Below are 14,405 nucleotides of genomic sequence, written 5' to 3' on the forward strand. Positions count from 1 at the left end.
CTGGGCGCCGACGCACCTGAGAACGGCGCCGCGCATCCGGTCACCGTGCGCCGGCGCGCACCATGCCCTCCTGAGCCACCGAGGCGATGAGGCGCCCGCCGCGGTCGTAGATCTCGCCGAACGCCAGACCCCGGCCACCGCTGGCGCTGGGGGAGCGCTGCGTGTAGAGCAGCCACTCGTCGGCGCGAGCGAAACGGTGCCACCACATGGCGTGGTCGAGGCTCGCGAGCTTCAGATCGGGCCGCGCCCAGGCCACGCCGTGCCGGCGCATGACGGGCTCGAGCACGGTGTAGTCGCTGGCGTAGGCGAGGGCCGCGCGGTGGATGTTCGGGTCGTCGGGGAGCCGGCCGAGCGCACGCAGCCACACCGCCTGGTGGGCGACCCGTTCGCCCTCCACCGAGAAGTACAGCGGCGACGGCACGTGCCGCATGTCGAAGGCTCGTTCCTCCGCCCAGGTGCGGGCGACGGGATGATCGACAGCCGACAGCACCTCGACGGCGCTCGGCAGCGACTCGGGCTCGGGAAGACCGGCGGGCATCTCGACCTGGTGCTCGAATCCTTCGTCTTCGACCTGGAACGACTGGATGACCGAGAGGATGGGCACGCCGTTCTGATAGGCCTGGGTGCGCCGGGTGGAGAACGACCGCCCGTCGTGAAGGCGGTCGACGGCGAAGGTGATGCCCTGGGTGGAGTCGCCGGGGCGCAGGAAGTAGCCGTGCAGCGAGTGCACCACGCGATCGGGATCGACGGTGCGGATGGCCGCCACGAGCGCCTGCGCCAGCACCTGACCGCCGAAGACGCGGCCGTGCGGCATCCACTGCGAGGGGCCCGTGAAGATGTCCTCGCTCGTGCGGGCACCGGTGTCGACGAGGTCGAGGGTGGTGAGGAATCCGGCGAGGGGGTCTGGCATGGCTTTCTCCGATGTGCGGGTGCTGTGAAGTAGTTTAGACAGCAGCCATGGACCAGCCGCTCAGCCTCATCGACGCCGCCTCGCTCGGCGACCTCAAGGTGTACCTCGGGCGTGCCGCGCGCATCGACAACGGCTCCGTGCGGCTGATCGGTGGCATGGGTGTGCTGGCCGCCTACACCGCCGCCCTCACCCCTCGTGGCCTCCTCGACGACGCCCCCACGGTGCTGGGGCTGCGCACCTTCGCCCTGGGCTCCGCCGAGGCGTTCGACACGCTGGTCGGCATCCGCCCCCTGCTCGACCGTCTGGCCCAGACCTCGCTCCTCAGCAACTCGCACGGCGGCCCGATCGAGGTGCCGCTCCCTCCGGCCGAGGGCGGCATCGCCTGGGCGGGCATCAGCCCCCCACGTGGAGGCTGGCAGCGCATCGGGTCGTTCGACCCCTCCGTGCTCGAGACCAGCGCCGCCGACGGGATCGCCGAGGTCGCCGCGACGGTGCCCGCCGACCCCGGAGAGCACGTCGTGCACCGGGTCCGCTCCGAGGTGTGGGGGAGGCCCCTGCCGCTCGGCGACCCCGAGCTCCCTCCCATCCCCTCCGGCACCGCATTCGCCGCCGTCAGCCTCGGGTTCGTGAAGCCCGACGACCCCGTCTCGGTCTTCGTCTCCGGGCCCTGGCTGCGGCTCACCACCCGCCGCGGCCACGTGCTCGCGCGCGTCTGAGTCCCGGTGCGCCCACGCGGGGCGCCGGGCACGGGGTGAGGGATGCACGGGGTAGGGGGTGGGCGGGAGGCGCGCGCCCAGGTGGTTGCGCTCAGACCGCCCGCGCAGCGGCCCGCCCCGCCGCCCGCCCCGAGAAGAGGCACCCACCGAGGAACGTGCCCTCGAGCGCCCGGTACCCGTGCACGCCGCCGCCCCCGAAGCCGCTCGCCTCGCCGGCGGCGTACAGCCCTGGCACGGGTTCGCCGGAGGCCCCGAGCGCCCGCCCCGACAGATCGGTCTGCACCCCGCCGAGCGTCTTGCGGGTGAGGATGTGCAGCTTCACCGCGATCAACGGCCCCGCCGCCGGGTCGAGCAGCCGGTGCGGTCTCGCCACCCGGATCAGCTTGTCCCCGAGATACCCCCGGGCCCCGCGCAGCGCCGTCACCTGCGCATCCTTCGTGAACCGGTTCGCGATCTCCCGGTCGCGCGCGTACACCTCCCGCGTCACCCGGGCCGGGTCGAGCACGCCGGTGTCGTCGAGTGCCGACATGCCGTGCAGCAGCTCGGGCAGCGACGGCGCCACCACGAAGTCACGCCCCCGCTCCTTGAAAGCCTCCACCGGCCCGGGAGCGCCCGGACGCACGCGCTGCGCCAGCAGCCGCAGGTCTTTGCCCGTGAGGTCGGGGTTCTGCTCGCTCCCCGAGAGCGCGAACTCCTTCTCGATGATCGCCTGCGTGAGCACGAACCAGCTGTGCTCGTGCCCGGTGGCCATGAGGTGCTCCAGCGTGCCGAGAGTGTCGAAGCCCGGGAACAGCGGCACCGGCAGCCGCGCCCCCGTCGCGTCCAGCCACAGCGACGAGGGCCCGGGCAGGATGCGGATGCCGTGCCTCTCCCACACCGGCGCGTAGTTCTCGATGCCCTCGGTGTAGTGCCACATGCGGTCGGTGTTCACCAGACGCGCCCCGGCCTGCTCGCTGATGCCGAGCATCCGCCCGTCGACGTGCGCCGGCACCCCGCTCAGCAGGTGCCGCGGCGGCTTCCCGAGCCGCGACGGCCAGTAGTGCCGCACGAGATCGTGGGCCCCGCCGATCCCGCCCGACGCCACCACCACGGCCCCCGCCGTCACCTCGAACGACCTCGTCTCCTCGCGCGAGCTGGCCTCGCCCCGCGCCGCCGAACTCTCCGCCAGCACCGCCCCGCGTGCACCGGTCACCCGTCCTGCGCTCACCACGAGTTCGTCGACCCGGTGACGGTGCAGGATGCGGGCCCGCCCCTCCGAGACACCTCGCCGAAAGCGCGCCACGAACGGCTCGAGTACCCCCGGCCCGGTGCCCCACGTGATGTGGAAGCGCGGCACCGAGTTGCCGTGCCCCGTCGCGACGCCGCCGCCGCGCTCGGCCCAGCCCACCACGGGGAAGAACCGCACCCCGAGCGAGTGCAGCCAGGCCCGCTTCTCGCCCGCGGCGAACTGCAGATACGCCTCCGCCCAGCGAGAGCCCCACGAGTCTTCGGGGCGGTCGAACGCCGCGCTGCCCAGCCAGTCCTGCCGGGCGAGCTCCAGCGAGTCGCGCACGCGCATCCGCCGCTGCTCGGGGCTGTCGACCAAGAAGATGCCGCCGAACGACCACCACGCCTGCCCGCCGAGCGAGGCCGCCGGCTCCTGTTCGAGCACGGTCACCCGGCGCCCCGCGTCGAGCACCTCGCAGGCCGCCACGAGCCCCGCGAGCCCTGCGCCCACCACCACGACGTCCGTCGTCTCCTGCACCGCCACCGCGACCCCTTCGTCCGGTTCACCTGACCCGTCGGCGGGCGGTCGCGGCCGATGTCAGGCGGCGGCGCTCACTCGTCGAAGGTATTCACCATGGCATGCGCGGCCCGCTCGAGGTAACCCCACAGCAGATCTCTGTCGGCGGGCGACAACTCGATCGAGTCGACGGCCACCCGCATGTGTGCGAGCCAGCGGTCGCGCGCATCCGGGTTGACCTTGAACGGGTTGTGGCGCATGCGCAGCCGCGGGTGCCCGCGCTCCTCGCTGTAGGTTCCGGGGCCGCCCCAGTACTGCTCGAGAAACAGTGTCAGCCGGCGGATGGCGCCGTCCCAGTCGTCGGCCGGGTACATCGGCGCGAGCACGGGGTCGGTGGCCACGCCCTCGTAGAACTTCTGCACCAGCGCCACGAACGTCGGGTGGCCGCCGATCTGATCGTAGAACGGGTTCTCGGGAACCTTGGGGGTGAGCTCGATCACGCTGCTCCTACTCGGCGGGGTCACTGGGGTCTGCGGGGGTCGACGGCGCGGAGCGCGCAGAACGCGAGCTCTTCTTCGGCGGCGTCGTCGCGGCGGTGCTGGTGGGGATCGGCTTCGTCTTCGGCGGCCGCGCGCCCTTCACGCTCGCGGCGCCCTCGAAGCCCGAGAGCACGACGGTGTTGAGCGAGGGCAGCGTCACGTGCATCTCGTCGAGCGCGCGCTTCAACCGGATGCGCAAGTCGCGGGCCACATCGTCCTTCGCCGAGGTGCGGGTCTTCATGACGAGCCGGATGACCAGCGCTTCGGCCGAGATCGACTCCAGACCCCACACCTCGGGCTTCTCGATGATGCGCGAACGCCACTTCGGTTCGGCGGCCATCGCCACCGCCACCTCGAGCATCCGGCCTTCCACCGCGTCGATGTCGGAATCGTAGGGGATGGCCAGGTCGATGATGACGCGCGACCAGCCCTGCGACATGTTGCCCACCCGCAGGATCTCGCCGTTGCGCACGAACCACAGCGTGCCGTTCACGTCGCGCACCTGGGTGATGCGGATGCCGACGGCCTCCACCACACCGGTCGCGGGCCCCAGGTCGACCACGTCGCCCACGCCGAGCTGGTCTTCGAACACCATGAACAGGCCGTTCAGCACGTCTTTGACGATGTTCTGCGCCCCGAAACCGAGGCCGGCGCCGAGCGCGGCCGTGAGCAGTGCGAGCGAGCCGATGATGTTCGGGTCGATGATGGTGACGACCAGGATGATCGCCACGATCACCACGGTCACGTTGATGACGTTGGTCATGACGGTGCCGATGGTGCGCGTGCGCTGCACGATCCGCACCGCAGCCAGGGGCGAGGCCACGAGTGCCTGCGTGTCGGTGACGTTCTGCTTCTTCTTCACGCCCGAGACCACCTGGTCGACGAGCCTTCGCACGGCGAACAGCAGCACGCCGCGCACCACGAAGGCGCCGACGATCACGATCACGATGCCGATGGGCTTCTGCCAGGTCTCGAAGAACGACCCGACGTTGCTCCAGAAGATGTTCCAATCCATATGGCCCCGATCCTACGGGGGCACCCTTACCCGCACCTCCGAAGAACGGCTCCGGATGCGCAAACTATACATTCATGAATGTTTGCTTTAGTCTGGGGTCATGCCCGCCCTGCTCCACTCCCGTCGCTGGATCCTGCTCGTCGTCATCTCGGCCGGGCTGTTCATGATCACCATCGACAACTCCGTGCTCTACACCGCCCTGCCCACGCTCACGCGCGAGCTCGGCGCGAACGCCACCGAGAGCCTGTGGATCATCAACGCCTACCCATTGGTCATGGCCGGCCTGCTGCTCGGCGCGGGCACCCTCGGCGACAGGGTCGGGCACCGCCGCATGTTCGTGGTGGGGCTGGCCGTGTTCGGCACGGCCTCTGCGATCGCCGCGTTCGCCCCGAACCCCGAGGTGCTCATCGCCGCCCGGGCACTCCTCGCCATCGGCGCGGCTGCCATGATGCCGTCGACCCTGGCGCTCATCCGCCTCGCCTTCGACGACCAGCGCGAGCGCAACGTCGCCCTCGCGGCCTGGGGCAGCATCGCCGTGGTGGGCGCGGCCGCGGGCCCGATCGTGGGCGGCGTGCTCATCGAGGCGTTCTGGTGGGGCGCCGTGTTCCTCGTCAACGTGCCGATCGTCATCGCGGCGCTGGTGTGCATCCCGGTCGTCGCACCGGCGGTGCGGCCCGACCGGTCGCGGCCGTGGGACCTCGTGTCGTCGCTGCTCGCGCTCGTGGGGCTCACCGGGGCCGTGTTCGCTCTGAAAGAGCTGGCGAAGACGGGGCCCGACTGGGTCGTCGCCGGGGTCGCGGTGGTGCTCGCCGCTGCGGCGTTCGCCCTGTTCGTGCGGCGTCAGCGCCGGCTGGCTTACCCGCTGCTCGACCTCGGGCTGTTCCGCAACCCCGTGCTGATGGCGGGCGTGCTCGTCGCCTCGGCCTCGATGTTCGCCGTCGCCGGGGTCGAACTCGCCACGGCACAGCGGTTCCAGGCGGTCGAGGGGTTCAGCCCGCTGCAGGCCGGGTTCGTGGTCGCGGCCGTGGCGCTGGGCTCGTTGCCGTCGGCGCTGCTGGGCGGCGCGGTGCTGCACCGGGTGGGGCCGCGCATCCTCATCACCGGTGGGCTCTCGGTCAGTGCCGTGGGCATCGTGCTCGCGGTCGTGCTGCTGCCCGTGGGATGGCCGGGTGTCGTCGTCGGGCTGGTCGTGGCGGGGGCCGGCATCGGGTTCATCTGGGGGTCGGCGTCGTCGGTCATCCTCGGCGGTGCGCCCGCGCATCGGGCGGGGATGGCGTCGTCGGTCGAGGAGGTGTCCTACGAGCTCGGCGGGCTGATCGCGGTGGCGACGCTCGGCAGCGTCGCGACGGCGGCCTACGGTCCGTCGTCTGTCGGGGCGTCGGCACCCACCGACGGGGCCTACTCGGTGGTGCTCGTCGCGGTGGCCGTGGTGCTGGTCGCGTGTACCGTGGTGTCGGCGGTGCTGCTGCGCCGGGCCAGGCCGACCGCCGCCGCCGAGCCCGAGCTCGTCGGGCAGCACTGACGGCAGGGCTGAGCGCGGCACGGCCGGCGGCACAGCGCGGAGGCACGAGGAGGACGATGCGCCAGAACAACCGGGTGAAGGTGCTCGACGCCGCCATCCGAGTGGTCGAGGCCCATGGCGTGCGCGGGCTCACCCTCGAGGCCACGGCCGAAGAGGCGGGGCTCACCCGGGGCGGCATGATGTACCACTTCCGCGACCGCGACGCGCTCCTCGTGGCGCTGCACGAGCACCTCGCGCAGCTCTGGGAGCAGCAGCTCGAGCAGGCGGCCGGCAAGCCCGCCGCCGAGGCGACTCCGGATGAACGGATCGCCGCCTACGCGATCGTCACGGCCAGCGACTCGGCGCCCGCCGAGCTCGCGCTGCTGCTCGAGGGGTCGAAACGGCCCGAGTTCGCGGGGCCGTGGGAAGAGGTGCAGCGCCGTTGGACGCCGACGGCGGCAGAAGCAGTCGCCGACCCGGCCGCCTTCGACCGTTTCGTGCTGCGTCTCGCCGCCGACGGGCTCTGGGCCTACGACGCCCTCACCGGCGACACCCTCACTCCTGACTTCCGCCAGGCCCTCGCTCGCCGCATCGCCGAACTCTAGCCGCTCCGCGCATCCGTCGACCCCGCACCGCGGGCCGGCCTCGCACCGTCCAGCCGCGCATCCGCAGTCGCCCACGTTCGTCGCCGAGCGGTTCGCACACGCAAGAATCGCCGCATCCGAACCCCTCACGGGGCCGGATGCGGCGATTCTTGCGCGAGTGAACGAACGCCGAGCGCGCCTACTCGGCGTCGCGGGCCTGCGCGGCCAGCGCCCGGTCGACGCCCGCCAGGTTCTCGATCACGATGCGACGCAGCGCCGGCGGCTCGGAGTTCGAGTCGAGCCACTTCGCCGTGGCGTCGCGCAGCGCCTGGTTCGCCAGCGCCGCCGGGTAGAGCCCGTTGATCACCGACGAGGCGATGGCGTAGCTGCGGCTCTCCCAGAGCGACTGCAGTGCCGCGAAGTAGCGCGGCACCAGCGGTTCGACGAGCGCCGGGTCGCTGCCGCGCTGGAAGCCGAGGCCCGTGGCCCGCACGATCGCGTTCGGCGCCGTGTCGGTCTCGACCAGAGAGTCGAACGCCGCCGCCTTGCCCTCCACTGTGGGGATGGCCGCGCGCGCGTGCGCCGCCGACTGCTGCCCCGAGGCGGTGTTGTCGGCCGCCAGGGTCGCGGCGATCTCGTCCTCCCCGGCCTTGTCGCCCGCCACGAGCGCGATGAGCAGCTCCCAGGTGAGGTCGGTGTCGATCTCGAGTCCCTCGAGCTCCACGGTGCCGTTCGCGAGGTGCGCCACGTTCTCGAGCTGTTCCTCGGTGGAGGCGAGCGCGGCGAAGAACTTCACGAACTGGAACTGGGCGTCGGAGCCGGGGGCGGCGTCGAGCGCGAGCTTCCACAGTGCGGTCGCGGCCTCCTCGATCGTCGCGGTCCGCGCATCCGGAGCCACGTAGCTCGAGGCCGTCAGCACCAGCTGACCGAGCACCGTGCGGATGGTGGTGGACTCGGTCTCGGTGGCGATGTTGCCGAGCACGAGGCGCACGAAGTCGCGCGGGCGGGTTTCGGCGTCGCGGGTGGAGTCCCAGGCCGAGCCCCACACGAGCGAGCGCGCGAGCGGAGACTCGATCGAGGCGAGGTGGTCGATGGCCGTGTCGAGCGAGTAGCCGTCGAGGCGGATCTTCGCGTAGGCGAGGTCGTCGTCGTTGAGGAGCGCGAGCGCCGGGCGCGAGCGGCCCACGAGCTCGGGCACCTCGGTGCGGGTGCCGTCGACGTCGAGCTCGACCCGGTAGGTGCGCACGAGCTTGCCGCCCTGCACGTCATAGAAGCCGATGGCGAGGCGGTGCGGACGGATCGTGGGCCAATCGAGCGGCGCCTCCTGCAGCACGGCGAACGAGGTGATCACGTCGTTCTCGTCGTACTCGATGGCCGGGCGCAAGGTGTTCACGCCCGCGGTCTCCAGCCACAGTGCCGACCACTCGGTGAGGTCGCGGCCGCTCGTGCGCTCGAGCTCGACGAGCAGGTCGGTGAGCTCGGTGTTGGCGAACTGGTGCTTATTCACGTAGGCGGCGACACCGGCCATGAACTCGTCCTGCCCCACCCACGCCACGAGCTGCTTGAGCACCGAGGCGCCCTTGGCGTAGGTGATGCCGTCAAAGTTCACCTGCACGTCTTCGAGATCGTTGATGGGGGCGACGATCGGATGCGTCGACGGCAGCTGGTCCTGCCGGTAGGCCCAGCTCTTCTCCATGGCGGCGAAGGTGGTCCACGCCTCCTTCCACTCCGTGGCCTCGGCTGCGGCGAGCGTGGACATGTACTCGGCGAACGACTCGTTCAGCCACAGATCGTTCCACCAGCGCATGGTCACCAGGTCGCCGAACCACATGTGGGCGAGTTCGTGCAGGATGGTGATGACCCGGCGCTCGCGCACGGCCTCAGTGACCTTCGAGCGGAACACGTAGGTCTCGGTGAAGGTCACCGCACCCGCGTTCTCCATCGCGCCGGCGTTGAACTCGGGCACGAAGAGCTGGTCGTACTTGGCGAAGGGGTACGGGAAGTCGTACTTCTCCTCGTAGAACGCGAAGCCCTCGCGGGTCTTCTCGAAGATGTAGTCGGCATCCATGTACTGGGCGAGGGATGCGCGGCTGAACACGCCGAGGGGGATGACGCGGCCGTCGGCGCTGGTCAGCTCGCTGCGCTCGACCACGTAGGGGCCGGCGACGAGAGCGGTGATGTAGCTGGAGATGCGGGGGGTGGGCTCGAAGGCCCACGTCTTGCTCTCGCCCGCCACCGCATCCGTCGGCTCGGGGGTGGGGGAGTTCGACACGACCTCCCAGTAGTCGGGAGCGGTGACGGTGAAGGCGAAGGTGGCCTTGAGGTCGGGCTGCTCGAACACCGCGAACATGCGGCGCGAGTCGGGCACCTCGAACTGGCTGTAGAGGTAGACCTCGTCGTCGACCGGGTCGACGAAGCGGTGCAGGCCCTCGCCGGTGTTGGTGTAGATCATGTCGGCGTCGACCACGAGCACGTTGTCGGCCGCCAGGGCGGGCAGCTGGATGCGCACGCCGTCGCTCACCGCGGCCGGGTCGAGCGCCTCGCCGTTGAGGGTGACCGAGTGCACGGTGCGGGTGATGGCGTCGACGAAGGTCGACGCCCCCGGTGTGGCCGTGAAACGGATGGTGGTGGTGCTGCGGAACGTCTCGGGACCGGTCGTGAGGTCGAGGACGACGTCGTAGCTCGTGGTGTCGACGATCGCGGCACGCTCGCGGGCTTCTGCGCGGGTGAGGTTTTCTCCAGGCACTTTCGCTCTCCTATTCGATTGCCCGACCAGCCTAGTTCGGGTGCGAGGATGGCCACATGACTTCTGAGAAGACCGCCGTCGATTTCTGGTTCGACCCCTCCTGCCCCTGGGCCTGGATGACCTCCCGCTGGGTCGACGAGGTCGCCGCCCACCGCGACCTCGACGTCACCTGGCACATCATGAGCCTCGCCGTGCTGAACGAAGACCGCGACGACATCCCCGACGCGTACAAGGCGTTCTTCCCCCGGGCCCTCCGCTACACCCGCCTCGTGGCCGCCGCGGCCGAGCTGCACGGCCAGGAGGTCGTGAAGCCGCTCTACGACGCGCTCGGCACGCGCATCCACCCCGGTGGTTCGACCGACCCCGACGAGGTCATCCCGGCGGCGCTCGCCGAAGTGGGGCTGCCCGCTTCGCTCGCTGCGTACTCCGAGTCGGACGAATACGACGAGCAGATGCGCGCCTCGCACTTCGACGGCATCAACCGGGTGGGTCAGGATGTGGGCACGCCGGTGATCGCGGTGAACGGCACCGCCTTCTTCGGGCCCGTCATCAGCCCGGCGCCGACCGGCGAGATCGCCCTCACGCTGTGGGACGGCGTCGTGGCGGCGGCCTCCTACGACGGCTTCTTCGAACTCAAGCGCTCCCGCACCCGCGACCCGCAGTTCTGAGCGCCGGCCGGGCCGACCGGGTGTCGGCGGGCGGCTCTAAGCTGGTGGGCATGCGCATCCATCTCGGCACCGATCACGCCGGACTCGAGTTCAGCCAGACCATCAACGAGCACCTCACCGCGGCGGGGCACGAGGTGGTCGATCACGGGCCCACGAGCTACGACCCCATCGACGACTACCCCTCGTTCTGCATCAACGCGGCGCACGCCGTGGTGGTCGACCAGCAGGCGGGCGTCGAGGCGCTCGGCATCGTGTTCGGCGGTTCGGGCAACGGTGAGCAGATCGCGGCCAACAAGGTGAAGGGTGTGCGCGCGGCGCTCGCCTGGAACGAGGCCACCGCCAAGCTCGCCCGCGAGCACAACGACGCCAACGTGGTCGCCATCGGTGCGCGTCAGCACACGGTGGAAGAGGCCATCGCGCTCATCGACTGGTTCATCGCCGAGCCCTTCTCGTTCGAGGAGCGCCACGTGCGCCGCATCGCCCAGCTCGCCGAGTACGAGGCCACGGGCGACATCGCCGGGCACGCGGTCGACAAGTAGAGCGAAGCCGAGCATCCGTGCCTGAGGGTCATTCCGTCCATCGCATCGCCCGCCAGTTCGCCCGCAACTTCGTGGGGCGCACGGTCTCGGCGAGCTCGCCGCAGGGCCGCTTCGCCGAGGGAGCATCGCTCCTCGACGGACACGTCATGACCGCGTCGCGGGCGGTGGGCAAGCAGATGTTCCTCGAGTTCGACGACGGGCTGTGGCTGCGTGTGCACCTCGGCATCTACGGCGCGTGGGACTTCGCGGGCGAGATCACGGCCGACGCCACCATCCGCTCGGCCGGCGGGCGCATGGGGCAGACGAACCAGCGCGGCACGGCGGCGGATGCGCGGGGCGCGGCGGATGCGGGCGTCACGTCGAGCCCACGGGTCGCCGCCGACACGCTCGGCCGGCAGGCCGAGGGCACGATCGACGAACTCGCCATCGACGACGCCGACGGCGAAGACTCCATCCGCTCCATAGGCGCCCCCCGCCGCTCCCGCCTGCGCATGTCGGAGCAGGAGAAGGAGGGCGACGAACTCGACGAGTTCCCCCCACCCCCCATCGGCGCCGTGCGCGTGCGCCTGCTCACCGACACCGCCGTCGCCGACCTCCGCGGCCCCACCGCCTGCGAAGTGCTCACCTCCGCCCAGGTCGACGCCGTCATCGCCAAGCTCGGCCCCGACCCGCTCCTCGACGACTCCGCCGCAGCCGAGCAGCGCTTCGTCGACGCCGTGCGCAAGAAGCAGACGCCCATCGCGCTCCTGCTCATGGACCAGTCGGTCGTGAGCGGCATCGGCAACGTCTACCGCGCCGAGATGCTCTTCCGCGCCCGCCTCAACCCGCACACCCCGGGAAAACAGGTCTCAGAAGAGACCGCCCGCGCGCTCTGGCGCGACTGGGCCTACCTGCTCGACCTCGGGGTGCGCACCGGTCAGATGATGACCATGGACGACCTCAGCGACGAGGACTGGGTGGCCGCGATGGCCAGCCGGGCCGACCGTCACTGGGTCTACAAGCGCGAGGGTCTGCCGTGCCGGGTGTGCGGCACGCACATCGTGCTCGAGGAGATCGGCGGCCGCAAGCTCTACTGGTGCCCGAAGGATCAGGCCTGATGCGACACACCCCCGTCTTCGAACTCACCGACCCCGCCGAGGTGGCGCGCCTCGTGCGCGAGAACCCGTGGGCCACGATCGTGTCGTCCACCTCGAACGGGCTCATCGCATCCCACTACCCGGTGCTGCTCGACGAGACCGCCGAGGGCCTCGTGCTGCTCAGCCACGTGGGCCGGCCCGACGAGCGCCTGCACGAGTGGGGCTCGCACGAGGTGATGGTGGTGGTGCAGGGACCGCACGGCTACATCTCGCCCGGCTGGTACGACGCCAACCCCGCCGTGCCCACCTGGAACTTCGTCACCGCCCACCTCTACGGTGTGCCCGAGCTGCTGGGCGCCGACGAGAACCTGCGCGTGCTCGAGAACCTAGTTGACCACTTCGAAGACGCCCTCCCCAGCCCGAGACGGATGCGCGGCACACTCGAGAACTCGGCCTACGCCGACCGCATCTCGGCCGGCACGGTCGGGTTCCGCCTGCCGGTCACGCGCTTCACGGCAAAGGTGAAGATGAGCCAGAACCGGCCGCCCGAGACCGTCGAACGCATCGTCACCGAGCTCGAGGGCGACGGGCCGTACGCGAGCCGCGACCTCGCCGCCGAGGTGCGCAGGGCCAACCCCGAGGTGTTCGGCCGCGCCGATGGGTGACCTCCTGCTCGCCGGCGGCCGGCTCGTCGGTGGGGAGGGCGACCCGGTCGACATCCTCGTGTCAGACGGTGCGGTCGCGGCGATCGTGCCCGCGGGTGGCGCGGGCAGTCGAGGCGGCGCGGGTGGCTTCGCGGGGGCGGAGCGAGCGGAGCGGATCGAACTCGACGGGCGCTGGGTGCTGCCCGGACTCTGGGACAACCACGTGCACTTCACCCAGTGGGCCTCGGTGTCGCGCCGGCTCGACGTGGGGGTGGCGACCTCGGCAGCCGAGACGGCGGCGCTAGTCGGAGAGGCGCTGCGGGAGGCAGGTGGCGGAGCGGTCGCGAGGGAGATGCTCGTGGGCTATGGCTTCCGCGACGGCCTCTGGCCCGACGAACCGACGGCCGCGCTGCTGGATGCGGTGAGCGGCCCCCATCCCGTGGTGCTCGTCTCGGGAGACCTCCACTGCTGCTGGCTCAACACGGCTGCGCTCGCCTCGGTCGGGGTGCCCGCGCATCCGACCGGCGTGCTGCGCGAAGAAGAGGCGTTCGCGGTGCACCGCGCGCTCGAGAACGTGCCGGTCGCCACGAGCGACGCGTGGGCGCTCGACGCCGCGCGGGCGGCTGCCGCGCGCGGGGTCGTCGGGATCGTCGACCTCGAGATGGCCTGGAACCACGAGGTGTGGTCGCGCAGGCTCGAGGCCGGGCACGACCTGCTCAGAGTGGAGTTCGGGGTGTATCCGCAGCACCTCGACCGGGCGATCGCCGAGGGGCTGCGCACGGGCGACGCGGTGGAAGTGCCGGATGCGCGGGGCGGGCACGACCCGCTGGTGCACGTGGGCCCGTTCAAACTCATCACCGACGGTTCGCTCAACACCCGCACCGCCTACTGCTACGACGAGTATCCAGGGTCGCACAGGCATCCGCATCCGTTCGGCCTGCTGACCGTCACGCCTGACGAGATCGACGACTGGCTCGACCGCGCGGTCGGCGCCGGCCTGGTGCCGGCGGTGCACGCCATCGGCGACCACGCGAACACCCTCGTGCTCGACGCGTTCGAGCGGCTCGGGGCGTCGCGCATCCCGAGCGGCGTCGCCGGTGCGCGCAAGCCCACGCTCGAGCACGCGCAACTGCTCGCCGGCGACGACTTCGGGCGCTTCGCCGCGCTCGGCGTGGTCGCGAGCGTGCAGCCCGAGCACGCCCTCGACGACCGCGACGTGGCGGACCGCTACTGGGCCGGCCGCACCGGTCGCACCTTCGCGTTCGCCAGCCTCCTCGAGGCCGGCGCCGAGCTCGCTCTCGGCTCCGACGCTCCGGTCGCACCGCTCGACCCCTGGATCACCCTCTCGGCCGCCGTCGCTCGCACCCGCGACTCCCGCGCCCCCTGGCACCCCGAGCAGCGCATCCCGACCGCCGCCGCCCTCGCCGCCTCACTCGGCCGCCGACCCGAGCGCGCCGGCGCCCTCGTCGCGGAGGGCGACGTCGCCGACCTCGCCGTCGTCGACCACGACCCCCTCGCCGCCACCCCCGACGCACTCCGCACCACCCCGGTCGCCCTCACCCTCCTCGCCGGCCGCCCCACCCACCGCACCCTCTGACCGCCCCGCCGCCGGGCAACCCACGTCCCGCCCGCCCCGGGGCCCGCTGCCGGCCCGTGCCGCCGCGCCCGCGCATCCCGCGCCAGCGCCCGCTCGGCACCCGCATCCCACCTCACACCGCCGGGCTCGCATCCCGCCCCGCATCCC

At 71.5% G+C, this 14,405-nt stretch carries 13 protein-coding genes; 8 read left to right on the forward strand and 5 right to left on the reverse strand.

The window, feature by feature from the left end:
- Positions 1 to 40: 40 nt before the first annotated feature.
- On the reverse strand, positions 41 to 910 hold the full coding sequence (locus tag N1031_RS08545) for an acyl-CoA thioesterase (RefSeq protein WP_259479193.1): 870 nt from the start codon (positions 908 to 910) through the stop codon (positions 41 to 43).
- Between the two features lie 47 nt (positions 911 to 957).
- On the opposite strand from N1031_RS08545, the gene N1031_RS08550 reads away from it, so the two are divergent.
- Positions 958 to 1,626: a DUF8185 domain-containing protein gene (locus tag N1031_RS08550; RefSeq protein ID WP_259479194.1), complete on the forward strand. Its 669-nt coding sequence runs from the start codon at positions 958 to 960 to the stop codon at positions 1,624 to 1,626.
- A 91-nt stretch (positions 1,627 to 1,717) separates the two neighbouring features.
- Here N1031_RS08550 and N1031_RS08555 read toward each other — a convergent pair whose 3' ends face one another.
- The 3 genes from N1031_RS08555 to N1031_RS08565 all read right to left on the reverse strand — a co-directional run bounded on the left by N1031_RS08555 (position 1,718) and on the right by N1031_RS08565 (position 4,903).
- Positions 1,718 to 3,376: an FAD-binding dehydrogenase gene (locus N1031_RS08555; RefSeq protein WP_375163624.1), complete on the reverse strand. Its 1,659-nt coding sequence runs from the start codon at positions 3,374 to 3,376 to the stop codon at positions 1,718 to 1,720.
- A 68-nt stretch (positions 3,377 to 3,444) separates the two neighbouring features.
- Positions 3,445 to 3,849, reverse strand: a complete 405-nt coding sequence (locus N1031_RS08560) for a globin (protein WP_310795673.1) — start codon at positions 3,847 to 3,849, stop codon at positions 3,445 to 3,447.
- 7 nt (positions 3,850 to 3,856) lie between these two features.
- A complete protein-coding gene (locus N1031_RS08565) occupies positions 3,857 to 4,903 on the reverse strand; it encodes a mechanosensitive ion channel family protein (protein WP_259479196.1) in 1,047 nt (348 codons plus the stop codon).
- Between the two features lie 100 nt (positions 4,904 to 5,003).
- Here N1031_RS08565 and N1031_RS08570 point away from each other — a divergent pair, with 100 nt between their 5' ends.
- Positions 5,004 to 6,425: an MFS transporter gene (locus N1031_RS08570; RefSeq protein ID WP_259479197.1), complete on the forward strand. Its 1,422-nt coding sequence runs from the start codon at positions 5,004 to 5,006 to the stop codon at positions 6,423 to 6,425.
- Positions 6,426 to 6,481: 56 nt separating this feature from the next.
- Entirely contained in the window at positions 6,482 to 7,009 is a 528-nt protein-coding gene (locus tag N1031_RS08575) for a TetR/AcrR family transcriptional regulator (RefSeq protein ID WP_259479198.1), read from the forward strand.
- 178 nt (positions 7,010 to 7,187) lie between these two features.
- Here N1031_RS08575 and pepN read toward each other — a convergent pair whose 3' ends face one another.
- On the reverse strand, positions 7,188 to 9,734 hold the full coding sequence (pepN, locus tag N1031_RS08580) for an aminopeptidase N (RefSeq protein ID WP_259479199.1): 2,547 nt from the start codon (positions 9,732 to 9,734) through the stop codon (positions 7,188 to 7,190).
- A gap of 56 nt (positions 9,735 to 9,790) precedes the next feature.
- On the opposite strand from pepN, the gene N1031_RS08585 reads away from it, so the two are divergent.
- Genes N1031_RS08585 through N1031_RS08605 form a run of 5 tightly spaced genes read left to right on the forward strand, consistent with a single transcriptional unit; the run spans position 9,791 to position 14,258 of the window.
- Positions 9,791 to 10,402, forward strand: coding sequence for a mycothiol-dependent nitroreductase Rv2466c family protein (locus N1031_RS08585; protein ID WP_259479200.1), 612 nt, complete (start codon positions 9,791 to 9,793; stop codon positions 10,400 to 10,402).
- A 50-nt stretch (positions 10,403 to 10,452) separates the two neighbouring features.
- Positions 10,453 to 10,941 (forward strand): ribose-5-phosphate isomerase, encoded by a 489-nt coding sequence (locus N1031_RS08590; RefSeq protein ID WP_259479201.1) that lies wholly within the window; start codon positions 10,453 to 10,455, stop codon positions 10,939 to 10,941.
- Between the two features lie 17 nt (positions 10,942 to 10,958).
- Entirely contained in the window at positions 10,959 to 12,038 is a 1,080-nt protein-coding gene (locus tag N1031_RS08595) for an Fpg/Nei family DNA glycosylase (protein WP_259479202.1), read from the forward strand.
- Entirely contained in the window at positions 12,038 to 12,682 is a 645-nt protein-coding gene (locus tag N1031_RS08600) for an FMN-binding negative transcriptional regulator (protein WP_259479203.1), read from the forward strand. The genes N1031_RS08595 and N1031_RS08600 overlap by 1 nt, the downstream gene beginning before the upstream one ends.
- Positions 12,675 to 14,258: an amidohydrolase gene (locus tag N1031_RS08605; RefSeq protein WP_259479204.1), complete on the forward strand. Its 1,584-nt coding sequence runs from the start codon at positions 12,675 to 12,677 to the stop codon at positions 14,256 to 14,258. The genes N1031_RS08600 and N1031_RS08605 overlap by 8 nt, the downstream gene beginning before the upstream one ends.
- Positions 14,259 to 14,405 lie beyond the last annotated feature (147 nt).

The organism is Herbiconiux moechotypicola, from assembly GCF_024979255.1.
Classification (GTDB): Bacteria; Actinomycetota; Actinomycetes; order Actinomycetales; family Microbacteriaceae; genus Herbiconiux; species Herbiconiux moechotypicola.